Annotated in this window: 19 protein-coding genes, 1 tRNA gene and 2 pseudogenes; 10 read left to right on the forward strand and 12 right to left on the reverse strand. The window is 69.3% G+C overall.

All coding sequences use genetic code 11. The annotated features are described in order from the left end of the window. Positions 1-38: 38 nt before the first annotated feature. The 6 genes from MFF24_RS25620 to MFF24_RS25645 all read right to left on the reverse strand — a co-directional run bounded on the left by MFF24_RS25620 (position 39) and on the right by MFF24_RS25645 (position 6,814). Positions 39-731: a sensor histidine kinase gene (locus MFF24_RS25620; protein WP_238228800.1), complete on the reverse strand. Its 693-nt coding sequence runs from the start codon at positions 729-731 to the stop codon at positions 39-41. A 258-nt stretch (positions 732-989) separates the two neighbouring features. Continuing rightward, positions 990-2,372, reverse strand: coding sequence for an amidohydrolase family protein (locus tag MFF24_RS25625; protein WP_238228801.1), 1,383 nt, complete (start codon positions 2,370-2,372; stop codon positions 990-992). 255 nt (positions 2,373-2,627) lie between these two features. Continuing rightward, on the reverse strand, positions 2,628-2,909 hold the full coding sequence (locus MFF24_RS25630; RefSeq protein WP_238228802.1) for a DMT family transporter: 282 nt from the start codon (positions 2,907-2,909) through the stop codon (positions 2,628-2,630). Positions 2,910-3,083: 174 nt separating this feature from the next. Continuing rightward, positions 3,084-4,382, reverse strand: coding sequence for a Gfo/Idh/MocA family protein (locus tag MFF24_RS25635; RefSeq protein ID WP_238228803.1), 1,299 nt, complete (start codon positions 4,380-4,382; stop codon positions 3,084-3,086). Between the two features lie 72 nt (positions 4,383-4,454). Continuing rightward, complete coding sequence (locus MFF24_RS25640) at positions 4,455-5,735, reverse strand: MFS transporter (protein ID WP_238228804.1); 1,281 nt, start codon at positions 5,733-5,735, stop codon at positions 4,455-4,457. Beyond that, a complete protein-coding gene (locus MFF24_RS25645; RefSeq protein WP_238228805.1) occupies positions 5,735-6,814 on the reverse strand; it encodes a glycoside hydrolase family 15 protein in 1,080 nt (359 codons plus the stop codon). Before MFF24_RS25645 ends, MFF24_RS25640 begins: the two co-directional genes overlap by 1 nt. A gap of 153 nt (positions 6,815-6,967) precedes the next feature. Here MFF24_RS25645 and MFF24_RS25650 point away from each other — a divergent pair, with 153 nt between their 5' ends. From MFF24_RS25650 to istB, 3 genes are all read left to right on the forward strand, one after another. Next, positions 6,968-8,401, forward strand: a complete 1,434-nt coding sequence (locus tag MFF24_RS25650; protein ID WP_238228806.1) for an integrase arm-type DNA-binding domain-containing protein — start codon at positions 6,968-6,970, stop codon at positions 8,399-8,401. 64 nt (positions 8,402-8,465) lie between these two features. Continuing rightward, entirely contained in the window at positions 8,466-9,971 is a 1,506-nt protein-coding gene (istA, locus tag MFF24_RS25655; RefSeq protein ID WP_238228807.1) for an IS21 family transposase, read from the forward strand. After that, positions 9,971-10,702, forward strand: a complete 732-nt coding sequence (gene istB, locus MFF24_RS25660) for an IS21-like element helper ATPase IstB (RefSeq protein ID WP_238228808.1) — start codon at positions 9,971-9,973, stop codon at positions 10,700-10,702. The genes istA and istB overlap by 1 nt, the downstream gene beginning before the upstream one ends. 525 nt (positions 10,703-11,227) lie before the next feature. Here the strand turns inward: istB and MFF24_RS25665 are convergent. After that, a tRNA-Gly gene (locus MFF24_RS25665) sits at positions 11,228-11,301 on the reverse strand. A 204-nt stretch (positions 11,302-11,505) separates the two neighbouring features. On the opposite strand from MFF24_RS25665, the gene MFF24_RS25670 reads away from it, so the two are divergent. From MFF24_RS25670 to MFF24_RS25680, 3 genes are all read left to right on the forward strand, one after another. After that, positions 11,506-12,609, forward strand: a complete 1,104-nt coding sequence (locus tag MFF24_RS25670; protein WP_373322750.1) for an ABC transporter ATP-binding protein — start codon at positions 11,506-11,508, stop codon at positions 12,607-12,609. A 101-nt stretch (positions 12,610-12,710) separates the two neighbouring features. Next, entirely contained in the window at positions 12,711-13,736 is a 1,026-nt protein-coding gene (locus MFF24_RS25675; RefSeq protein ID WP_166058345.1) for an extracellular solute-binding protein, read from the forward strand. Between the two features lie 80 nt (positions 13,737-13,816). After that, entirely contained in the window at positions 13,817-15,469 is a 1,653-nt protein-coding gene (locus MFF24_RS25680; protein ID WP_238228809.1) for an ABC transporter permease, read from the forward strand. Between the two features lie 564 nt (positions 15,470-16,033). Here the strand turns inward: MFF24_RS25680 and MFF24_RS25685 are convergent. Both MFF24_RS25685 and MFF24_RS25690 read right to left on the reverse strand, forming a co-directional pair. Beyond that, a complete protein-coding gene (locus MFF24_RS25685; RefSeq protein WP_238228810.1) occupies positions 16,034-16,288 on the reverse strand; it encodes a hypothetical protein in 255 nt (84 codons plus the stop codon). Between the two features lie 276 nt (positions 16,289-16,564). Next, a complete protein-coding gene (locus tag MFF24_RS25690) occupies positions 16,565-17,290 on the reverse strand; it encodes a sulfate transporter family protein (RefSeq protein WP_238228811.1) in 726 nt (241 codons plus the stop codon). A gap of 162 nt (positions 17,291-17,452) precedes the next feature. Here MFF24_RS25690 and MFF24_RS25700 point away from each other — a divergent pair. The 3 genes and pseudogenes from MFF24_RS25700 to MFF24_RS25710 all read left to right on the forward strand — a co-directional run bounded on the left by MFF24_RS25700 (position 17,453) and on the right by MFF24_RS25710 (position 20,593). Beyond that, positions 17,453-18,405: pseudogene (locus tag MFF24_RS25700) on the forward strand (Kelch repeat-containing protein). A gap of 78 nt (positions 18,406-18,483) precedes the next feature. After that, complete coding sequence (locus MFF24_RS25705) at positions 18,484-19,818, forward strand: flavin monoamine oxidase family protein (protein WP_238228819.1); 1,335 nt, start codon at positions 18,484-18,486, stop codon at positions 19,816-19,818. Positions 19,819-19,954: 136 nt separating this feature from the next. Further along, a complete protein-coding gene (locus MFF24_RS25710) occupies positions 19,955-20,593 on the forward strand; it encodes a cyclic nucleotide-binding domain-containing protein (RefSeq protein WP_238228814.1) in 639 nt (212 codons plus the stop codon). A 3-nt stretch (positions 20,594-20,596) separates the two neighbouring features. Here the strand turns inward: MFF24_RS25710 and MFF24_RS25715 are convergent, their stop codons facing one another. Then, positions 20,597-21,016 (reverse strand): cupin domain-containing protein, encoded by a 420-nt coding sequence (locus MFF24_RS25715; RefSeq protein ID WP_238228815.1) that lies wholly within the window; start codon positions 21,014-21,016, stop codon positions 20,597-20,599. A gap of 184 nt (positions 21,017-21,200) precedes the next feature. Here MFF24_RS25715 and MFF24_RS25720 point away from each other — a divergent pair, with 184 nt between their 5' ends. Further along, positions 21,201-21,374, forward strand: coding sequence for a hypothetical protein (locus MFF24_RS25720; RefSeq protein ID WP_238228816.1), 174 nt, complete (start codon positions 21,201-21,203; stop codon positions 21,372-21,374). A 339-nt stretch (positions 21,375-21,713) separates the two neighbouring features. Here the strand turns inward: MFF24_RS25720 and MFF24_RS25725 are convergent, their stop codons facing one another. Together MFF24_RS25725 and MFF24_RS25730 are read right to left on the reverse strand one after the other, a co-directional pair. Further along, positions 21,714-21,986, reverse strand: a complete 273-nt coding sequence (locus tag MFF24_RS25725; protein ID WP_238228817.1) for a hypothetical protein — start codon at positions 21,984-21,986, stop codon at positions 21,714-21,716. A gap of 378 nt (positions 21,987-22,364) precedes the next feature. Then, a pseudogene (locus tag MFF24_RS25730) lies at positions 22,365-22,455 on the reverse strand (IS5/IS1182 family transposase); the annotation flags it as partial.

A 22,455-nucleotide genomic window follows, 5' to 3' on the forward strand; every position in this document is an offset into this window, starting at 1 on the left:
GGCGGGTCATCGTTCGCTTCGCGGGACGCGGCCAACCGTCAAGCACTGGACCCGGACAGCGGCATCCGCACGGAGACCCGCAGCCCGTCCGGGGCGAAGGCGACGTCGACCTCCGCGCCGGTCTGGGCAGCCAACACCTTGTTCAGGAGCCGGTGCCCGAAGCCCTCGCGCGTCGGGTGAGCGGCGGGCGGGCCATCGTGCTCGTGCCAGTCCCAGCGCAGGCCGCGACCCGCCGCGCCTTCCTCCACCCACCATGCCACGTAGAGCCGGCCGTTCGGGTCCCCCAGCGACCCGTGCCGCAGGGCGTTGGTGGTCAACTCGTGCAGCGCCATGCCGACCGGCACCGCAAGCTCGGAGGGCAGCACGACCCTCGGGCCCTCAAGCGTCAGCCGCCCGCGCTCGTCGTAAGGGTCGAGCTCGGCCCGCAAGAGGTCCCCGAAGGACGCGGCCTGGGCGAGGTCCTCGGTGATCAGCGCGTGCGTCCTGGCGAGCGACGCGATCCGGCCGGAGAAGGCGCGGGTAAGCTCGGCAAGCGGGAGACCGGAGCGGGCGGTGGCGTTGAACACGGCCTGGAAGGTCGCCAAGGTGTTCTTCACCCGGTGGTGGAGCTCGCGCACCATCAGCGCCTGCCGGTCCTCACCAACTCGCCGCTCGGTGATGTCGCGCTGCGCCGGAACCCAGTGGGTGATGCGCCCGACCGCCCCCGAACCCGTATCGTCTCGCCCGGCCACCCGTACCCTCCCGGAACAGCCGTCGTGCCCCGGCTTTCAAGCCCAGCTGCGGGCTTGCAATCATCAGCGCGCTGGTGAGGTAAGGCATGCCCCACGCGGCCCCCGCCCTTCCCTTCGCGGCCAGGATGAGCGACCCGTCACCCAGCGCGATGAACGCCTCGACCGCGACAAAGATTCCGAGGATGCGCGGCTCGTTCCAGATCATGGTTGCAACCGAGCCAATCGCCCCAGTCGTGCAACGAAGGCGGGCGGCTGCCCTCAACCGGCTCGGGCTCGGACGGCCCGGATCGAGCGGCGTGCCCGGGCGAGCAGCGCCGGCACGTCCACGCCGACAAGGTGGCCGTCGCGCTTCACGACGCGACCGCCGAGCATGACGAGGGCGACGTTCTCGGGGCGGCCCGAGTAGACCAGGAGCGAGGACGGGTCGCCGCCGTCGAAGCCCGCGAGGTTGAGCGCGTCGAACCGGACGGCCTGCAGGTCGGCTTTCCGCCCCGGCGCCAGGACGCCGACCTCGGCATCGAGGCCGAGGGCCCGGGCCCCTCCCAGGGTGGCCAGTTCGAGCAGCCGGCGCGGTTGCGCGGCTTTCTCGTCGCGCGCCGCCCCGGCCATGGTCAGGGCCGCGAGCCGCATCAGGGCGAACATGTCGGTGAAGCCGGCGAGCCCGCTGCCGTCGATGCCGAAGCCGAGGCGGCTCACCCCGGCGAAACCGTCGAGACGCGTTAGGCCGTAACCGACCCGGTGCTCGGATAACGGCGTCACTACGAGGCCGGCGCCCGCCGCCTCCAAGGCTTCGAGCTGGTCGGGACGCGCGTCGGTCGCGTGGATGACCTGCAAGCCGGGGCGCAGCATCTCCCGCGCGATCAGCGCGTCGAACATCGCCTCTGCGCGTCCGGGCACCGTGCCGCTGACGTGGACCTGCAAGGGCAGTCCGAGGCTGCGGGCCGTCTCCCACTCCCGCGTCTTGATCGCCCAGGCCGCCGCGTCGTCGAGCGCCCCCGGCAGGCGCCAGGCGACGCCGAGCGAGAGGAGGCCGCCGGCCGAGCGGCCCTCCCAGCCCCGCCGCCATTCCTCGACATGGTCGAGATCAATGGCGTCCGCGGCGGTCTTGCTCTTCATGCCGTAGAGCAGCCTCGCCCGGATCGGCGCGTCCTGCAGGGCCTTGAGGCCAGCCTCGGCGTGGTCGCGGTCGCGCACGAGGTCGAAGAAGTTGGCGCTCGTCGTGATGCCGGAGGCGGCGCTCTCGACCGCGCTCAGCAGTATGCCGACATAGGTGTCCTCCGGCGCATAGTGGGCCGAGAGGCGGTTGGTGACGGGGAAGAAGGCGGTTTCGGCCGTGGCGCCGTAGAGGCCGCGCATCTGGCTGATCGAGCCGTGGGTGTGGGCGTCGACGAAGCCCGGCAGGACCACACAGTTAGCCGCCTCGATGACCTCGGCCCCCGCAGGCACGGGGAGGCCGGGGCCGATCTCGGCGATGCGCCCGTCGCGCACCAGGATGTCCGCGCCCGGCAGGTCGCCCCGGCCAGGGTCCATAGTCATGACGTAGCCGCCGCGGATCAGCGTCACACCGGAGCCGGTGGGCATCGGTGCCGCGGCGCGGGCCGGTGCCGCAGCCAGGGCCACCCCGCCCAACACCTTTCCCATCTCGCGTCGGCTCAAGCACATCACTTCGACAGACCCCACAGAGCTTCGCTTACGGAAGACATGTACAGACGGCCGGAGGGCCGTCATGCCCGACCCGGTGCCCGGCCATGGACCCAGGCTGCACGGGCCACCCACGACGGCCAGCCAGGCCAACCTGCGCCTCGAACGACAAGGCCGGGAGAAGACGAGCCCGGGGACAGTCCCGGGGGCGCCGCGGCACGGACTGCCAATCCCGCCAAGCCGTGCCGACGGGGCTCAGAACTTGGCGATCAGGCCGATGCCGGCGACCATCAGGAGGCCGCCCGCGATACGGGCGAGGCCGGCCCTGTGGACCTCGAAGCCGAGCAGGCCGAAATGGTCCATGGCGAGCGAGGTCACGATGGCGACCGTGACGGTCACCCCCATGAACACCGCCGCCCCGACCCGGTCGGCGACGAGCACGGTCGCGAGCACGTAGACGGCGCCGAGCACCCCGCCGGTCCAGCCCCACCAGGGCACGCCGGACAGCGCCTCCGCGCTGGGGCGCTGGCCGGTCAAGGCCGTGGCGACCAGGGCGGCCGACCAGCGTCGTCGCGAAGGTGGCGGCGCCCACCGCCGCCGCGGCCCAGACCGGGATGCCCAGGGCCTTGTTCAGGGCCGTGTTGGTTCCGGTCTGGAGCGTGTTGAGGAAGCCCGCGATGACGGCGAAGCCGACGAGGAGCGCCTGCGTGCTCAGCCCTCCTCGGGGAGCGGCGGCCCGCGGAAGGCGTCGAGCTTGTCGGGCGCCTTCAGCTTCACGGGCGCGCCGGTACGGGCGCTCTCGTAGATGGCCTCCATCAGGACGTGGTCCTGCACGCCCTCCTCGCCGGGAGTGCGCGGCTTGCGGTCCTGGAGGACGCAATCCGCCATGTGGTCGATCTCGGCCGCGAACTGGTTCTTGGGCTTCAGGACAACTTCGTCCCGGCTGGTCGCGTCGCCCTCGCGCGAGGTCACGGTCATGCGCTGGCCGACGTAGGAGTAGGCGTTGGGCATGTCGACGACCGCCCTCTCGAAGTTCAGGCGCTGGTGCTTGTCGTCACGGCCGCCGTAGCTGGTCAGGCAGTTGGCGACGAAGTTGGAGGGGAAGCGGAGCTGGAACGAGACCGTCTCCTCGACGCTCGCGAAGCGCGGGTCGTTCGGGGGCGCGTAGCTCCAGGCATAGACCTCGACCGGCTCCTCGCCGGTGAGGAAGCGGGCCGTGTTCAAGCAGTAGAGCCCGATGTCGGGCAGCGCGCCGCCCCCCGCCATGGCGTGCTTGTGCCGCCACTGCTCGGCGCCGTTCTCGGCCACCGTCTGGACGTTGGTGGCACTCATCCCGACCACGCGGCCGAAGGTCTTCTCGCGCACGAACTTGGCGAGCCGCCGGTTGTAGGTCTCGTACTGGATGCGGTAGGCGATCATCAGCTTCACGGCCGCGTTCTCGCAGGCCGCAACCATGGCGCGGGCGTCCGCCGACGAGGTCGCCATCGGCTTCTCGCAGAGCACGTGCTTGCCGGCGGCCGCGGCCCGTTCGACGAACTCGCGGTGCATCGCGTTCGGCAGGACGATGTAGACGGCCTTGATCTCCGGATTGTCCCGGATGCGGTCGAAGCCGGCGTAGTCGTAGCAGGCCTTCTCCGGGATGCCGTACTGACGCGCGACCGTCTTGAGCTTCTCGGGGCTGCCGGAGACCAGCGCGACCGGCCTGGCCTTCTTGCACTCGGCGAAGGCCGGCAGGAGTTCCTCCAGCGAGAGCCGGCCGAGGCCCACGATGGCGAAGCCCACGCGCTCGGAGGGCGGCAGCGGCGCAGGCGGCGGACCGGAAGGCGTATCGGCCGTCGCGCGCCAGTTCGGAAACTTGACCTTGCCGTCCTCGACGCTGCCGGTGTCGACCTTGGTCGGGGCGGGATAGGCCGTCGCGGCCCGAGCGCCACCGCCGAGCACGAGGCCCGAGGCGCCGAGCTCAGTGATTTTCAGGAGGTTGCGCCGGTGGAGGTCAATCCGCTTCGACAAGGGCCGATTCCTTTCGGGGTTGAGTGGTGTCCTGCTGGCCGTGCCCGACCGGGCTACGGATGGGCGAGATCGCTAAGCCTTTGCGTCCACGGCATGACGCAAGGACAGCGCATGGGCCGGGCCGGTGCGCCGCTCGGCGAAAAGCGATGCCGCCCAGATCGCGAAGCCGCCGAGCGCCAGGGCCACGCCGACCCAGCCCGTCGCGGGCAGGCCAAGCCCGGCCGCGAGCGCGAGGCCCGCGAGCCAGGGGCCGAGCGCGTTGGCGACGTTGAAGGCCGAGTGGTTGAGCGCGGCCGCCAGGGTCTGGGCGTCCTCGGCCACGTCCATCAGGCGTGTCTGCAAGACGGTGGCGAGCCCGCAGCCGCAGCCGATCAGGAACACTACAGGCGTCAGCGTCCACAGGCTCGCCGACGCCGCCGGGTACAGGGCGAGCGCCACCGCGCTCCAGACCAGCGTCGCGCCGGCGGCCGGCATCTGGGCGCGGTCGGCGGCCCAGGCGCAGACGAGGTTGCCGACCGTCATGCCGAGCCCGAACACGGCAAGGACGGCAGGAATCGCGGCCGGCGCCGCGTGGGTGACGTCCAGCAGCGTCGAGGCAAGATAGGTGTAGACCGAGAACAGCCCCCCGAAGCCGATGGCGCCGGTCGCAAGCGTCAGCCAGACCTGCCCGCGCCGCAGCGCCCCGAGCTCCCTCAGCGGGCTTGCCCCGGCGGCCGGCGCCCCGAGGGGTGCGTGGAGCCGCACGAGAACGGCTGTGAGAAGTGCGAGTACGGCCACGAGGCCGAAGCTCCAGCGCCAGCCGACAAGCTGGCCGATGCCGTTGGCGAGCGGCACGCCCAACACCCTGGCGATGGTCAGCCCCAGGATCACGCGCGAGACCGCCTGGGTCCGCCGCTCGCGCGGCACCAAGGAGGCTGCGACCAACGCCGCCACCCCGAAGTAGGCCCCGTGCGGCAGGCCCGCGAGGAAGCGGAAGGCCAGCATCCAGCCGTAGCTCGGTGCAAGCGCGGAAAGGGCGTTGCCGAGCGCGAACAGCACCATGAGGCCGACGAGGAGCGTGCGTCGGGCGACCTTCGCCGCCAGTACCGCGATGACGGGGGCGCCGACCACCACGCCGAGCGCGTAGGCACTGATCACGTGCCCGGCGGTTGGCGCGTCGAGGCCGAGGTCGGGCGCGAAGGCGGGCAGAAGGCTCATGGCCGCGAACTCGGTCGTGCCGATGGCGAAGCCACCCACCGCAAGCGCAGCGAGGACCAAGGCCGGGTTGGTACCCGGAGCGGCCACGGCCGGCGCGGCCGCTTCCGCCGCCTCCGCGTCGATCGAGGCAGTCTCAAGCAGTTCGACAAGGGCCATCAGGCAGCTCTGACAGGACGGTTCCGGTCGCCGCGCAGCGTGCAGGCGGCATGAATCAGGGCGAGGTGGCTGAGGCCCTGCGGCGTGTTGCCGAGGAAGTCGCCCGTCTCCGGGTCGACCATCTCGCTGAGGATGCCCACCCCTTCGGGAAGGGCTCGGAGCGTGCCGGTGAAGATCTCCTCCGCCTCCCGTTCGCGCCCGAGCTCGGCCAGCGCCTCGGCCAGCCAGAACGAGCAGGCGAGGAAGGCGCCTTCCTCCTGCTCGGCGCCGGAGTAGCGGTAGAGGAAGGGCCCGCGACCGAGCTCCTCCCGGATCGCGTCGAGGGTCGAGGACAGCCTGTCCCGGCCGTCGAAGCCGAACCGGACCGCAAGCGCCAGCGAGGCGTCGAGCCGCTCGGTGCCGGGGTGGAGCACGAACGCCCTCCGCCGCTCCGACCAGCAGTGCTCCTCGATCCAGGCGGCGATGCGGTCGCGCTCGCGCTGCCAGCGCGGGACGCAGGTGGACGGCAGGTGCCCGGCTTCGGCGAGCTCGACGGCCCGGGCCAGCCCCTGCCAAGCGCTGATCTTCGACATCGTGTAGTGCTGCGGCTCGCGCAGCTCCCAGATGCCCGCATCCTTCTGGCGCCAACGGTCGGCAGCCTGGTCGGCGAGCGCGGACAGGGTCGCCGCGCTTCTCTGGTCGAGGACGTTGCCGTCGGCCACGAACAAGCAGGCGGTCTCGAAGATGTCGCCGTAGATGCCGTGCTGGTGCTGCAGCGCCGCGGCGTTGCCGACCAGGACAGGCTGCGAGCCGCGGTAGCCCGGCAGCTCCAGGGCGCGCTCGTCCGGGCCGACCTCGCCACACAGGGTGTAGAGCACCCGGGGGCCGTGCTGGTCGAGCCGCTTCATCAGCCAGGAGAAGGCGGCCTTCGCCTCCGGCATCGCACCGACCCGGAGGAAAGCGGCCACCGAGTAACCCGCATCCCGGATCCAGGCGTAGCGGTAGTCGTAGTAAGTGCCTGCGGAGGAAGACGTTCTCAGGGCAAGGTGAGTGGAGCGGGTGAAGGGAATCGAACCCTCGTATTCAGCTTGGAAGGCCAAATACTCAGCCCTCGTGGTATCCTCTAGGCCCAGGGTTTCGGTAACCAACCGCCCGAAAATACAGGGGAAATCGCCCTCCCACGGTTAATGCCGGGGTTGCGGGTGCGATTCGCCTCGGGTGGTATCCCGGTGGTATCCGCCGGGAGGGATTGCATGGCCGTGAAGGAAGGACGGGGCTCGTACGCCCGGGAGCGTGTGCCGCTGACGAAGGGCCACGTGAACCGCGCCCACGCCATGATCCGCAAGGACGAGGTCCCCGGCCGTGGCCTCGACCTCGTGGACACGGAGTGCAGCGGCCTCGTCCTGCGCGTGACCCGGAACTCCGCGACGTGGCTCCGCAAGAGCAAGACGGGGACGGTGCGCATCGGCGACAGCGCGGTCATCAGCCTCGTTCAGGCCCGGGACCAAGCCGAGCGCATCCGCCTCGCCGTCCCCGGGTTGCACCAGCCCAAGGCCGAGGCCCGGATCTACGAGGAGGTCCTCCGCCGGACCGGCAGCGAGGAGGACGCCCTGGACGCCGCGTGGCCCGAGGAGGACCCCGAGACCCAAACCGCCGAGGCGCGCAGACGAGACGGCCCCTGGGTGCTCGGCGACCTGGTCGACGCCTACCTTGAATGGAAGGTGCCGAGGCTGAAGGGCCGCTGGGCGACGAGCTACCCGACGTACCTGCGGCACCCGGAGCTCCTCGGCCTGTCCATGGTGACGGTTTCCGCCCTGGACCTGGAGGTGATGCTCGGGGTGCGCCAGCGGCTGCTGGAGGACGGCAGGACTAAGAGGTCCGCCGCCAAGCGGGTCATCAACCAGTTCCGCGAGTGCATGACATGGGGCTGGAAGGAGCAGGCGCTCCGCTGCCGGCTCGTCCATGTGGAGGTGCCCTGGTGGGACCGGCTGACGGTCGACTACGCCTCGGGAACGCGGGATCACGTGCCGACTGTCGAGGAGCTCGCCCGGACGCTCGCCGTCGCGGAGCGCCACCGCTCGCTCGGGCAGACGGAGCATAGCACCGGCGCCGGGCTGCTAGGGGCGCTGTGGGCCGTCGTCCTCACCGCGCAGCGCACGAGCGCCCTGGTCTCGACGGAAGTCGCCGCGTGCATCCCGCAGTTCTCGAACAGCCTGCCGGGCTGGGCCGTGATCGGCTGGCCGGGAGCGGTCATGAAGAGCCAGATGCCGCACGGCCTGCCGGTCCCGCCGGCGGCTTGGGCCATCATCGAGCGCTACCGGCAAGAGGACGCCCGCAGCAGGGAGACGTTCAGGCCGTGGATGTTCCCGTCCCGCCGCGGCGAGGGCCACGTCTCGTACCTGGCCATCAACCAGCTATTGTCCCGCCTGCAGGGTCTGCGGGAGGGGAAGCCCGCCGAGGGGAAAGCCGACCTGTTCGCGCTCTACGGCATCCGGCGGTGGACGCCCCACGACGTCCGGCGCGGCCTCGCGACGTTCCTCGGCGAGCGCCGGCTGGGCGGGGCCGCGGCCGCCATCCTGGACCATGTCTACGGTAAGGCGGACGAGCGCGAGCGGACGGCGGCCGTGACCAGGTGGGTATCGGCGTGGAAAAAGGACCCGGCTGAGGGGCTGATCGGCGCCCAATAGGGACCCACCCCGCCCCCGTGCATCTCTTGCTCCCTACCGCTCACGGTCAGGGAGCCAGCCGGGGATGTTGATCGTGGAGACCATCGCCAAGATCCGACGCTTGTTTCGTGAGCACCGGAGCATCCGGGAGATCTCGCGCGAGCTGCGCCTATCCCGCAAAGTCGTGCGCAAGGCGCTGCGCTCAGACAAGACCGCCTTCGCCTACAAGCGCCAGCACCAGCCCCGGCCGCAACTCGACGGGCACATTGCGCGCCTCGACGTCCTGCTGGCCGAGGAGTTGACCAAGCCCAAACGCGAGCGCCTCAGCCTCACGCGCCTGTTCGAGGGGCTACGTGCGGAGGGCTATGCCGGCGGCTACGACGCGGTGCGCCGCTACGCGCAACGCTGGTTTGCGGAGCATGTCGCCACCGCCGCTGGTGTGTTCGTGCCGCTCGCCTTCGCGCCGGGTGAGGCCTACCAGTTCGACTGGAGCCACGAGACCATCCGACTTGCCGGCATCACCACGCAGGTCAAAGTCGCCCATATCCGGCTCTGCCACAGCCGGCTCTTCCTGCTGCGAGCCTACCCGCGTGAGACGCAGGAGATGGTCTTCGACGCCCATGAGCACGCCTTCCGGTTCTTCGGCGGCTCCTGCAGGCGCGGCATCTACGACAACATGCGCACCGCCGTCTCGGCAATCTTCGTGGGTCGCCAGCGCACCTTCAACCGCCGCTTCCTGCAGCTCTGCTCGCATCACCTGACCGAGCCCACCGCCTGCAACCCCAGCGCGGGCTGGGAGAAGGGACAGGTCGAGAACCAGGTGCGCACCGCCCGCAACCGCTTCTTCAAGCCGGTCCTGCGTTTCGAGACGCTGGTCGACCTCAACCACTGGCTCGAGCAGCAGTGCCGGCTCTGGGCTTCCACCGCGGTCCATCCGGTTCAACGCGACCGCACTGTCCAGGCGGTCTTCGAGGCCGAGGACCAGCCGGCGCTGATCCCCTACCGCGGCGCGTTCGACGGCTTCCACGAGGTCGAGGTGGTCGCCTCCAAGACTTGCCTCGTGCGCTACGACTCCAACCGCTACTCGGTGGCCGCCCGCGCCGCCGGGCGACACGTGCAGCTGCGTGCCTATGCCGATCAGATCGCCGTCTTCCTCAACGGTGAGATCGTGGCCGAGCATGCGCGCTGCTTCGGCCGCTACCAGACCGTCTACGATCCCTGGCACTACCTGCCCGTGCTGGCCCGCAAGCCCGGAGCGTTGCGCAACGGCGAGCCCTTCCGTGACTGGGACCTGCCCGGCGGCTTGGCTCAGATCCGCGAGCGGTTGCGCGCACATGCCGATGGCGATCGGCAGTTCGTCGCGATCCTCTCGGCCGTGCCTGAGGCAGGCCTGGAGGCGGTCGAGGCCGCATGCACCGCCGCCTTGGCCGCGCGTCTGTTCAGCGCCGATGCGGTGCTCAACCTGCTCGCGCGCAGCCGCGAGAGCGTCCCCCCTGCGCCGGTGCCAACACCCGCCAGCTTGACGCTTGGGGTCGAGCCTGCGGCGGATTGCGCGCGCTACGACGGCCTGCGCGCTCTGGAGGCGATCTGATGGAGCGACACACCGTCGTCGACCTGATGGTCAAGCTCAAGCTGCGCGGCATGCGCGCCGCCTACGACGAGATCATCACGCAAGCTGGCAAGCGCGGACATGCGCCAGAGCGGGTCGTGGGGGATTTGCTGGCCGCGCAACTGGCTGACGTGGAGAGTCGGGCCACGGCCTACCGCATGGGCAACGCGAAGTTCCCGGTCCTGAAGACGCTGGCCGAGTTTGACCTGACCGCCTCGCCGGTGAACGCGGCGATGGTGCGCGACCTGCACCAGGGCAACTTCCTGACTGACAGCCGCAACGCGGTGCTGATCGGCGGCACGGGCTCGGGTAAGACGCATCTGGCCATCGCGATCGGGGCGAACTGCGTGCGGGAGCGGGAGGCGCGGGTGCGCTTCTTCAACACGGTCGATCTGGTCAACCAGCTTGAGGCAGAGGCGCGGGTAGGCAAGGCTGGTCGGCTGGCCTCACAGCTGGCACGGATGGACCTCGTGATCCTGGACGAACTCGGCTACCTACCGTTCCCGCGCGCTGGCGGGCAGATGCTGTTCCATCTGGTCAGCCGGCTCTACGAGCGAACCTCGATGATCGTGACGACGAACCTGCCGTTTGGCGAGTGGCCGAGCGTGTTCGGGGACGCGAAGATGACAACGGCGCTACTCGACCGGCTCACGCACCACTGCGATATCCTGGAAACGGGCAATGCCAGCTGGCGGCTGAAGACGCGCAGCTGAGTGCCGATTGTCTCAAAGAGCCGAGGCCCGATCCGCCGTCAGGCTGGAGACGAGGCCGATGCCGCTCCGCTGACCCGACCGGCTGCGCGGCATCGGCCTCTGCGTCGGCGCTCATGCGCGGCGAGTGGGTCCCTTTTGGACGCCGATCCTGGGTCCCTATTGGACGCCGATTGACACTGAGGTTCAGCCCGGCCGCGCCGGCGAGGGCATGGACGTAGGCATTCGAGATGGCCTCCTGCGCATGCTCCAGGGTGATCAAGGGCCAGCCCAGCGTTGGTTGTGTCGACCGCAGGTTGTTCCAACCACGGCCCGCCGAGTCCAGTGGCCATTCGGCTCAAGGCTCAGCCGTAACCTCGAATCGCGCGGAGCGGCGTCGAGATGAGGCGGAGGTCGACGGCGAGAGGCGGCAAGGGCCCTAATCGAGGTGGTATCCCGGTGGTATCCGGCGGTCGTGTACTCAGCCAGGGATACCACCGCAGGACGCCTAAGCGTCTGCCGGAACTGCCATTATCGGAGAGGGAAAGTTGGAGCGGGTGAAGGGAATCGAACCCTCGTATTCAGCTTGGAAGGCTGCTGCTCTACCATTGAGCTACACCCGCAGACCGAAACTCACCCTGAAGAACCGGTTGCGCAGGTTCTTTCCGCACGGGGCGGTGTGAAGAGCGGCGTTGCAGCGCGGCGATAGCACGGCTGGGCCTGTTTGAGAAGCGCGAACCGGGCTCTCGCCCTCATGTGGAAGCTGTGCCAGGGAGAGCGGATCGCCGGGCGAGCCCCCGGTTCTGGCCCGTTCGTCGGATCCACCGTTGTTTCATCGCCGCAAGCCCGTCCCTCCCCCGATCGACATCCATGACGACGCGTCGATTGCATCCGCGCGCCTCGACATCCGCGGCGTGAGCCGGCGCTACAGCCGGACGCTGGCGCTCGACGACGTGTCGTTGTCGCTTTCGGCGGGCGAGATCCTGGCCGTACTGGGCGATTCCGGCTGCGGGAAGAGCACCCTTCTGCGGCTGGTTGCCGGGCTCGATGCGCCGGATAGCGGCGAGATCCGCATCGATGGCCGGCCCGTCGCCGGTCGCGGCGGCGAGGAACCGCCGGAGACCCGCGGCGTCGGCCTGATGTTTCAGGACTACGCCCTGTTTCCGCATCTCACCGTGCTGGCCAATGTCCGGTTCGGGCTGCGTCATCTGCCGGGCAAGCAGGCGCGGGAGGTGGCGCGGGAGCGCCTCGCCGAGGTCGGGCTGGCGGGTCGCGAGGCGAGTTACCCGGCCACGCTGTCCGGCGGTGAGGCGCAGCGGGTGGCATTGGCCCGCGCGCTCGCACCGCGTCCCCGGCTGCTGCTGCTCGACGAGCCGTTCTCAAATCTCGACGCCGGCACCCGCGAGCGAGTTCGCGCCGACACCCTTGCCGTGCTGCGCCAGGACGGGATCGGCGCTATCCTCGTCACCCATGACGCCGCCGAGGCCGTGGAGTTCGCAGACCGCATCGCCCTGATGCGGAAGGGTCGGCTGGTCCAGTGCGGCACCGCCGAAGCGCTGTATCGCGCGCCTGTATGCCCCTTCGCCGCGCGGGCGCTCGGCGACGTCGTGATGGTAGCCGGCCTCGTCTCCGGCGGCCGCCTGACGACGCCGCTGGGAAGCGTCGCCCTGCCCTCCCCCGCGCCCGACGGCGCCGTACAAGCCTGCCTACGGCCGGAGGCGATCCGCATCGTGCCGCGCGGCGAAGGCGTGCCAGGCCGGGTCCTGCGCCGCAGCTTTGCCGGAGCGAGTTCCCGCATCGTCGTCGAAGTCTCGGGCCTCGACGCGCCCCTGCGCCTCACCGCAGGACCGGATGAGATCACGGATGACATTGTCGAATTGGGCCTCGTCGAAGGGAGGGTCTTGGTCTTCCCCAAAGCCGAACGCGCCTGACCCGCATATTTTATTTGGAATAACTACAAATCATCAGACTTGTCGGCCATCTTGACGGCCTATAACACCCGACGAGCATCGACGATGCTCGGGGGAATTGAATGTTGCGGCTGCGGAAGTTCGGTTGTTTCGTGGGTTTCAGCCTCGCCCTTGCTCTGGCTGGCCAAGCACAGAGCGCGGAGGTGAATCTCTACACCACGCGCGAGCCGGGCCTGATCCGGCCTCTCCTCGACGCCTACACCGCCAAGAGCGGCGTAACGGTTAACACCGTGTTCGTCGAGAAGGGTTTGGCCGAGCGTGTCGCCGCGGAAGGTGCCCGCAGCAGCGCCGACGTGGTCATGACGGTCGATATCGGCAATCTGATCGAGCTGGTCGACCGCGACCTCGCGCAGCCGGTCCGCTCCTCCGTGCTGGAGGCTGCCGTTCCCGCGCCCCTGCGTGACGGGGACGGGCGCTGGTTCGCCCTCTCCATGCGCGCCCGCGTGCTCTACGCCGACAAGGCGCTCGCCGACCTGAACGCGGCGACCTACGAATCGCTCGCCGACCCGAAATGGAAAGGCAAGATCTGCCTTCGGTCGGGACAGCACCCCTACAACACGGCTCTGATCTCGGCCTATCTCGTGCGCCACGGCGCGGAGAAGACGGAAACCTGGCTGCGCGGGCTCAAGGCCAACCTCGCCCGCAAGGCGGCTGGCGGCGACCGGGACGTGGCGCGCGACATCGCCGCCGACCTCTGCGAGATCGGACTCGCCAACTCCTACTATGTCGGCCTGATGCGCTCGGGCCGCGGCGGACCGGACCAGCAGAAATGGGGCGAGGCCATCAAGGTCGTGCTGCCGACCTTCGAGGGCGGCGGGACTCACGTGAACGTGTCGGGCGCCATCGTCGCCAAGAACGCGCCAAATCGCGAGGAGGCGGTCAAGCTCCTCGAATATCTCGTCTCCGACGAGGCACAGGCACTCTACGCCAAGGCTGACTTCGAGTACCCGGTCAAGGCCGGTGTCGCGGCCGATCCGATGCTGCAGGCGCTCGGCCCGCTGACCTTCGACACGACGCCGCTCGTAGAGATCGCCCGCAACCGCAAGGCGGCGAGCCTGCTGGCGGACAAGGTCGGCTTCGACAACTAACCGCCCTGGAACAGATTACCGGTCCGTTCCCGATGCGGCCGGCCGAAGGAACGTCGAAGGAACGGACCCAAGAAGCATCCATGAAGCCCGCACGTGGCCTCCTTCATGCGGTGGCGGCGCTGCTGGCCGTCATCCTTCTGGCGCCGGTTGCCTCGCTCGCCGTCGCGGCGGCCGAGGGAACCGGCGAGTTATGGCCGCATCTGGCGGCCTATGTCCTGCCGCAGGCGATCCGCGACACCGGCCTGCTGCTCGCCGGCGTCGGAATTCTGGTGATCGGGCTCGGCACCGGAACGGCGTGGCTCGTCTCGGCCTTCGCCTTTCCCGGCCGTCGGCTCCTCGATGCGGCCCTGCTGCTGCCGCTCGCCGTGCCCACCTACGTGGTCGCCTACGCCTATCTCGACCTGATGCACCCGCTCGGTCCGGTGCAGAGCGGCCTGCGGGCACTCCTCGGCCTGTCGAGCCCGCGCGACCTCCGCTTGCCCGATCTGCGCTCGCTGCCGGGCTGCATCCTGCTCCTCGGCCTCGTTCTCTACCCCTACGTCTATCTGCCGACGCGGGCGCTGTTTCTGATGCGGGCCGGGACGCTGCTGGAGGCCGCTCGGATGCTCGGCGCCGGACCGGCGCGAACCTTCTTCCGGGTTGCGCTGCCCCTGGCTCGCCCGGCCATCGCTCTCGGCACCGGCCTCGCATTGATGGAGGCACTCAACGATGTCGGCGCGGCCGAGTTTCTGGGGGTTCGCACCCTGACGGTGCAGGTCTACGCGACCTGGGTGAACCGCTCGGACCTGCCCGGCGCCGCCCAGATCGCTCTGGTGATGCTGGTCGGCGTCGTCGGTCTCGTTGCGCTGGAACGGCTCGCGCGCGGCGGCCGGGGTTATGCCGGCACGGGCCATCGCGACCGGACGACCGCGCGCCGGACTCTCTCCGGCTGGCGGGCGGGTCTCGCCCTCACCCTCGGCATCACCCCCGTTCTCCTCGGCTTCGGCCTGCCGGCAGGCTATCTCGCCTGCTCCGCCTGGCAGCGGCTGCGAGCAACAGGGCTACCGGAGACGCTGGCCGCGCAGGCCTTCAACACCGTGCTCTATGCCGGCGCTGCGGCCCTGATGACGGTCGCATTGGGACTGCTGGTGGCCGCCTCCCCGCAACTGCTGGGGCGGCGAAGCGGAATGGCTCTGATCCGGGCGGCCGGCCTCGGCTACGCGATGCCCGGTACGGTGCTGGCGGTGGGGCTGCTCGCACCGCTCGCCCTGCTCGATACGGGGCTGAGCCATCTTGCCGGCACCGGGCTCAGCTGGGTTCCGGCCGTCGGCCTCGGCACGGGCGCGGCGCTCGTCATCGCCTACACGCTGCGCTTTCTCACCATCTCGGTCGGTGCGACGGAAGCGGGTCTCGCCCGCATTCCCTCGACCCTTCCCGACGCGGCGCGGGTGCTGGGGCGCGGGCGTTTCGGGACTTTGCTCGCGGTGCAACTACCGCTGGCATGGCCCGCCGTCCTGAGCGGAGCGCTGCTCGCCTTCGTGGATATGGCGAAGGAATTGCCGGTGACGTTGCTGCTGCGCCCGCTCAACGTCGAGACCCTGAGCACGCACCTCTACGGCGAGGCCGCCCGCGGCACCTATGAAGACGGTGCCGCGAGCGCGCTGCTGATCGTCATGACGGGTCTGATCCCCGTCGCGTTACTGCTGCGCCTCGACCAGAGTGCCGCGCTGCGGCAGCGCCGATCGGACGCCTGAAGAGGTTTCCGTTTGCTTCGAGGGGGAAGCGTCTCATTCAGCCCGCGCGGCGCTCAAACAGGACCCATCGCGCTGGTGCGATGGGGTCCCGCCAAGACCGAACTTCGCTGTCCCGAAGGATCGCTCGAAAAAATCAAACGGATCGGACGCGCCCCGTCCTTACATGCCGCCGAGGAGGACGTTCATCGATCCGACGAAGGTCATCACGAGGCCACAGGCGAACACGGCAATCATGGCGTAGGACACGGGCTTAAGCTGCATGCGCAGTCAACTCCTTGCGATCATTGACGGCCTCCGGGCGAGCCGATCCCACGGCGTGGCGGGAATGGCCGGGAGACGGTGAGAGGCAGGTAAGAGGCCAGAATGGCCCGGCACCTCCATCAACGACGGAAACACCGGACCATTCCATCGTGAGAGATGAAAATTGGGTCGAAACGAAGAAGATCGACTTTAATCGCGAGGATGTGAGGCTAACGGCAGCCGATCTATCGATAAAATTCCGAGAAATATCGGTATTTGCACGATACTACGACTCTCGCGCGCCTCATTTCATTTATTGTTGCTTCAGCAACGCGGGCCACCGGCCGTCTGGCCATACTGCTTGACCGGAAAGTTCTGCTGGTTCGCATTGCCCTCAGCCGCCGAACTCATCGGGCAGCCCGTATGCTTCGGGCTGTCGTGGACACCGAGCGAGCCCGTGGTCTCCACATCGTAGGGCGCAGTGCGGCGGTAATCATAATTGAAGGCCATCGCGGACGAGACCGAAGCAGAAATGCCGATGATGGCGGCGGCAACAAGGGTGCAAATTCTGGTATTCATTGTATGTTAATTCTCTCTATTGCGGAAAATCCGTCAGGAAAAGTGCTCTTCTCCTTTGGTGGTACTGATATAGTCGCTTCTTTGCGGGCGTGACGTGCCGAGCCACACTCACCGCCGGGGATTAAATTCGAGGCTCCACTTGGCTCTCATCTTCCCCATCGGAAGCTGTTGAAACGCCATGGGGAAGGGCCTGCGACATGCCGCAGGCGCCGCGCGACCGGCCAAGGGCCCGGCCTCGGTTCTTGACGATCTCGCTCTCGGTGATCGCGGCGCGGTTCAGCGCCGATTCGACAGGTGTGCGTCGGTTCCCGCCGGGCCGGGCAGCGCCCTGCGCTCGAGCCCCTTGTGCAGGTGGACCATCAACGCGACGCCGAAGAGCGGCGTGATGAGGTTGACGACCGGCACGATCATCAGGCCGGCGAGCAGGCAACCGGCGGCGATCACCGTGAACCCGTAATGCTCGCGCATCGCTCGCGCCTCGGACAGCGGCCGGAATCGGCCGGCGGCGAGTTCGAAATATTCGCGTCCGAGCAGGTAGGCGTTGGCACCGAAGAAGGCGAACAGGTTCACCCCCGGCACGAAGACGAGGATCAGCGCGACGAGGTTCACGAGCAGGGCAAGGCCGGCGAAGCGCAGGGCCGAGCCGAGCGCCTGCCCCCAGGGCAGCGCACGCCCCGGCGCGTCTGCGGGAAAGTCGCTCTGTTCCACAACCTCGGCGACGTCGTCGAGGAAGAAGCCGGCCACGAGGATCGACACCGCCGGCATGATGTAGGCCAAAGCCACGAACAGCCCGGCGCCGGCCAGGAAGAAGGCGAGCGTGTCGAAGAGCGGATAGTCGGCCGAGATGTGGTGACTCGCCTGGAACGCCTGGATCAGGCGCGTCAGTCCGAACCAGACGACCACCAGCAGCCCGACCGTGAGCGCCAGCGACTTGAGGAGGATGCCGCGCAGGGCGGGCGAGAATACCTGCCGCAGGGCAGCGGCGGCGGCCTTCATGAGCATCGCGCCCTTCAGTCCTCTTCGATGATCTGCCCGCCCGGGCCGGGTTTTCGCCGCCCTGCTCCCGCCGCGCAAGTGTCGCTTCCGAGAGAATGCTGACGAAGCCGGGCTCCTGAGGGCGATTGACGCGTTGCTTCCGGAACGAGATCCGCCGGAGCCCCGCGCATGGCACGCCCGTCCCTCCTCCGTTTCCTTCCGCTTGCCGCCCTGCTCGCCGCCACGCCGACTACGGCCCACGAGGTCGGCGCCTGGGCCGGCGCCAGTTCCGCCCCGGCGGAGCGTTCCGAGGTCGCGGTCGCGGCGCTCGACGGCAAGGCCTACGTCATCGGCGATTACAACGGCGCGACCGAACTGCTGATCTACGATCTCGCCGCGGATAAGTGGAGCAAGGGCGCCCCTTCCCCTACCCCGTCCATCACACCATGGCGGCGGAGATGGGCGGGCGGATCTATGTGTTCGGCGGTTACGTGAATGGCTGGGAGGCAAGCGACAAGGTCTGGGCCTACGACCCGGCGGAGAACGCCTGGGAGCCTCGTGCGCCGATGCCGACCCCACGGGCGGCGGGCGGGGCGGCGTTGCTCGGGGACAGGATCCACGTGGTCGGCGGCAGCGGCTCGGGACGCGGCAACGTGCGCAGCCACGAAATCTACGATCCGGCCGCCGATCGCTGGAGCAAGGCGGCTGACCTGCCGACGCCCCGCGACCACCTCGCGGTGCAGGCGTTGGAGGGCCGCATCGTCGCCAGCGGCGGTCGGATCGACGGCGATTCGGGCAAGAACCTCTCGGCCAACCAGGTCTACGATCCGGCGCGCGACGCCTGGAGCGAGGCCGCGCCCCTGCCGACCGCCCGCAGCGGCGTCGCCTCCGCCGTGCTCGGCCGCGAGGTCTTCGTCATCGGCGGGGAATCGAACCGCCGAACCTACGACGAAGTCGAAGCCTTCGACCTTCCGGCCAATCTCTGGCGCGCGCTGGCCCGGCTTCCCACCGCCCGGCACGGTTTTGGCGCCGTGACCTACAAGGGTCGCATCTACACCCTGACCGGGAGTCCGCGGCCCGGCGGCGACCGATCCGGCACGGTGGAGGTGCTCGATCCGAACGGCACCGCACCGGCGCGCTGAGCGATCACGCAGGCGCTTGCCGCGGCCGGTCCGGCGGACGACATGAGGGCGGCCGCCTCCCGGATCTGCATCGACATCATGCTCTTCGTTCCCGAGCACGCCCGCTTCCGCCCGACCGTCGCGCCGCGCTTCGCGCCGCTGCCGACAGCCCCCGATGTCATCGTGATCGGCGCGGGTGCGGCCGGCATCGCGTCCGCCCGCCGGCTCATCGAGCGCGGACTGTCGGTTGCGGTTCTTGAGGCACGCGACCGAGTCGGCGGGCGGGCGATCACGACCCGGCTGCGGGGCCACGCCGTCGATCTCGGCGCGCACTGGCTGCATGCCGGGCCGATCAATCCCCTCGTCGCTTTGGGCAAGGCGCGCGGCGAGCCCCTGCGGCGTGCCGCGCAGCAAGAGCATCTCTGGATCGGGCGCCGTCCGGGGCGCCCCGCCGAGGAGGCCGCGTTCTCCCGCGCCTTCGACGTCGCCGATCGGACGATCACGCACGCGGCCGCCCGCAGCGAGGATGGGCCGGCCTCCCGCGCCTTGCCCCGCCATCTCGGCCCCTGGGGCGCACGCATTGCTCTCGTTCATGCCCTAGTCTCGGGCCGGCCGCTCGACGAGGTCTCGCTGCACGACTGGCCAAGCCTCGAATACGGAGACAATTTCTTCGTCGCGGGTGGCTACGGCGCCTATCTGGCGCGGCTCGCCCTCGGGCTGCCGATCCGGCTTGGCTGTGCCGTCGAAGGCCTCGATTGGTCTGGGCGGGGTGTGCGGGCGCATCTCGTCGATGGTGGGCAGATCGCGGCGCGGGCCGCCATCGTCACCGTGCCGGTCCCCGTGCTGCGGGAGGCTTTCCGCTTCAAGCCGCCCCTGCCCGACCGCGCACGCGAGGCCATCGGCGGTTTCCTCTCGGGCATCTACGAGCACGTCGTGCTGCACTGGCCCTCCGCCCCGTTCCGCGGTCGCGACCGACTCGCCAGCGTGGTCGGCGGACATTCCAAGCCGCCGGGAATGCTGACGCGGATCGACGGTACGCCCTTTCACTATTTCGAGCTGGACACCGCCCTGACTCGCGCCCTCGATGCCGTCGGGGCCGGCCCCGACGGGGCGCGTCGCCTTGCCCGCGCGGTGCTGGCCGAGCATTTCGGCCGCGGTGCTCTCGCCGACCTCGCGATACCGGCGGTCACCGCGTGGCGGCACGACCCCTGGTCGCGCGGCTCCTGGGCCGTGGTTCCCCCCGGCCACGCTGCGGCCCGGACGACGCTCCAGGAACCGGTCGGCGAACGGATCTGGTTTGCGGGCGAGGCCAATTCCCGTGCGCAATGGGGCACCGCGGGCGGTGCCTTCGAGGAGGGGCTCCGCGCCGCCGACCGCGTCGCCGGCACCCTCGCCGACGTGGCGGCACCGCCGGATCTTCGCGCGAGCGCCTGAGCGCTCCCGCAACTCTCCCCTCTCGCTTCCCCTTGCATCCCCTTGCATCCCCCGCCCGGATGCGCGAACCGCCGGTGCGACAGGCGCGCACAAGCGCCCGCCGGACCAAGGGCCGGCCGAGAGCGGGGGCATCACGATGAACTGGGTCGAGGGGATCGGTTATCTCGGGACAGCACTCACCGTCGCCTCCTCGGCGATGGGGACGATGATCCCGCTGCGCATCGTCGCGCTGTGCGCGAGTTGCGCCGTCATCACCTACGGCTTCCTGATCGGCAGCGTGCCGCTGATGCTCACGGAGGCGATCCAGATTCCGTTCAATGCTTGGCGCCTCTACGAAATGGTTCGCCTCGTGCGCGAGACCGAGCGGGCGGCCTCCGGCGACCTTTCCCTCGACTGGCTGAAGCCCTTCGGCACCCTGCGGCGCTTCCGGGCCGGCGAAGTGCTGTTCCTCAAGGGCGATGAGGCCAAGGAGATGTACCTGATCGAGAGCGGACGCTTCCGCATCGCCGAGCACGGCCTCGACATTCGGCCGGGCCAGATCGTCGGCGAACTTGGCATGCTCTCGCCGGGCAACCGCCGCACCGGCTCGCTCGCCTGCGTGGAGGCGGGCACCGCGCCCTGCCTGTCCTATTCTGAGGTCAAGCAGCTTTATTATCAGAACCCGGAATTCGGCTTCTACTTCCTGAAGCTGACGAGCGAGCGCCTGTTCCAGAGCGCCGCCGAAGCGGCGGAGACGGCGCGGCCCGCCGCGGCGGCCGGCAGCGACGTCCTGTAAGCCTTACTCGGATTGCCGCATGAAGCTGTCCGGCGTGCCTGTGCCGGCGTCAACAAACTGGATGTCGCGCGGCGCGCGGCGGGGAGTATCGACGGAGAGGAACACCACCGGCTCCTCCAGGATCTCGGGCACCGAATGCACCACGCCGCGCTTGAAGAACACCAGCGTGCCGGGCCCGACCTCGACCGGCGGCGCATCGCCGAACTGCATCCGGCAGCGGCCGGACAGCGCGTAGAGATACTCGTCGCATGTGGTGTGATAGTGCGGCGGCGTCGGCCGGTAGACGCGGAAGACGCGGGCGCTCGCCGTCTCGTCGTCGGTGAAACGGTGATCGGCGACCATCGTCGTCGCCGTCTCGGGCAGACGACGCACGCTCTCGGCCACGTCGAACACCGCGTGGCCGGCTGCCTGCTCCTCGCCCATGGGCCCGTGCTCCGTCTCGTTGAGCCGGAACTATGCCGGCGCGACGGACCGGTGCACAGGGGCCGGGGCCCGAAGCGTTTCATCACAGGACGGGAAATGTTAGGGAACGCGGTGCCGCACAGGTCGCGGACGGGACATTGATGACCCTGAGACGATGCGGGGATACGAGGGAAACGCTCAGGTGATGGCGGACGTCGCCGCCGTGATCGAGCAGGCGCAGCGCGAAGGTCGCGATCTCGCGACGGCCTTGCGCATCGCCCGGGTGACGCTCGCCTATGTCAGCGGCCCGGAGCCCAAGCCCGATCAGGCCCGCGCCCTGGAAGCACTCGACCGGCAGCTCCGCTCGCTCGCGGATTAGAGCATCGTCCCGAAAGGTGGCCACCGGCTTTCGGAAAAAGACGCTACAAAGACAATGCTCTAGACTGCGCGTCGCGAGCCATCTCGCAAAAATCCCGGCGGCCATCGTTCGGGATGAAGCCCTATCCGGCGGCCTGCACGATCAGTGTCACGGCCCCGAACAGCATCACGGCAAGCACGGCCACAGCCATCAGGATCAGGGCCGCCCGCGACTCGCGTAGCTCTTGGTTGTCCATGGCCGGAGCTTAAGCGATGCAACCGATCGAGCATAGCGCGGCGTATCGGCTCGCCGCTTCGCCGCGGCCCGGCCGTCTTTGGAGCGTCGGACGGGGCGACGCGGTCATAGGATCACGATGTCCTCCGGGCATACCCCGCGATCCATCGCCGCCGCACCGCGCGCCAGGGTACCGTGCAGCGTTTGTATCCTCCAGCGGCCGTACCAGTCGCTCGAAGGCGAGAAGCGGGGCCGCGCCGACGACGCGCGGCCGTCGCCCCACGGCGCGTCAGTGAGGCCGGCGAAACGCGCCTCGCCCGAACCGTCAGCGAGCAGTCCGAAGAGGATCGGTTGCGCATCGTCGCTCGAGGCGTTCGTCGCGAGGGCCGGCAGCGGCATTTCCAAAAGCTTTCTCCAGGGCAAATCGGATCGTCCAAAATCGGGACGGTGATAGGCATCACTGCAAATCCGAAGCCCGACGCGCCCGTCTCGCGGCAGAGCCGGCAGGCTCACCTCGGCGGTGCGTTCAACCGTGGCTCGCCGTTTGCCACTGCAAAGCGAAAGCTGTCCGGCAGGACGCGGAATGTGTCGCGATGGCACGCCGCCGCCGTGGCGGGGGTCTGGATGTCCTTGTCGAGACCGAACCGTCTGCCAGATCAGGAGTGGCCCTGGATGAAGAACACTTTCGGCCTTCTTCTACGCCCGGTTCGCCGCCGCTTCGCCGTTCTCGGCCTGCTCGGCGCGCTCGTGGTAATGTGGCCTAGGTCGCGTGGACAGTTACCGGAGCCATAGGACGATGGCGGCGAGCGTGACGACGGCGGCGTAGTTGCGGGCGGTCTTCTCGTAGCGAGTGGCGACGCGGCGGAAC

Source organism: Methylorubrum aminovorans (assembly GCF_022179725.1).
GTDB lineage: Bacteria > Pseudomonadota > Alphaproteobacteria > Rhizobiales > Beijerinckiaceae > Methylobacterium > Methylobacterium aminovorans.

Coding starts and splice junctions, on each gene's coding strand:
- MFF24_RS25675 (WP_166058345.1), top strand. CDS start 12,711: ATGTTGCGGCTGCGGAAGTTCGGTTGTTTCGTGGGTTTCAGCCTCGCC.
- MFF24_RS25690 (WP_238228811.1), bottom strand. CDS start 17,290: ATGCTCATGAAGGCCGCCGCCGCTGCCCTGCGGCAGGTATTCTCGCCC.
- MFF24_RS25685 (WP_238228810.1), bottom strand. CDS start 16,288: ATGAATACCAGAATTTGCACCCTTGTTGCCGCCGCCATCATCGGCATT.
- MFF24_RS25715 (WP_238228815.1), bottom strand. CDS start 21,016: ATGGGCGAGGAGCAGGCAGCCGGCCACGCGGTGTTCGACGTGGCCGAG.
- istA (WP_238228807.1), top strand. CDS start 8,466: ATGTTGATCGTGGAGACCATCGCCAAGATCCGACGCTTGTTTCGTGAG.
- MFF24_RS25705 (WP_238228819.1), top strand. CDS start 18,484: ATGCTCTTCGTTCCCGAGCACGCCCGCTTCCGCCCGACCGTCGCGCCG.
- MFF24_RS25710 (WP_238228814.1), top strand. CDS start 19,955: ATGAACTGGGTCGAGGGGATCGGTTATCTCGGGACAGCACTCACCGTC.
- MFF24_RS25650 (WP_238228806.1), top strand. CDS start 6,968: ATGGCCGTGAAGGAAGGACGGGGCTCGTACGCCCGGGAGCGTGTGCCG.
- MFF24_RS25640 (WP_238228804.1), bottom strand. CDS start 5,735: ATGGCCCTTGTCGAACTGCTTGAGACTGCCTCGATCGACGCGGAGGCG.
- MFF24_RS25720 (WP_238228816.1), top strand. CDS start 21,201: ATGGCGGACGTCGCCGCCGTGATCGAGCAGGCGCAGCGCGAAGGTCGC.
- MFF24_RS25625 (WP_238228801.1), bottom strand. CDS start 2,372: ATGGGAAAGGTGTTGGGCGGGGTGGCCCTGGCTGCGGCACCGGCCCGC.
- MFF24_RS25725 (WP_238228817.1), bottom strand. CDS start 21,986: ATGCCGCTGCCGGCCCTCGCGACGAACGCCTCGAGCGACGATGCGCAA.
- MFF24_RS25680 (WP_238228809.1), top strand. CDS start 13,817: ATGAAGCCCGCACGTGGCCTCCTTCATGCGGTGGCGGCGCTGCTGGCC.
- istB (WP_238228808.1), top strand. CDS start 9,971: ATGGAGCGACACACCGTCGTCGACCTGATGGTCAAGCTCAAGCTGCGC.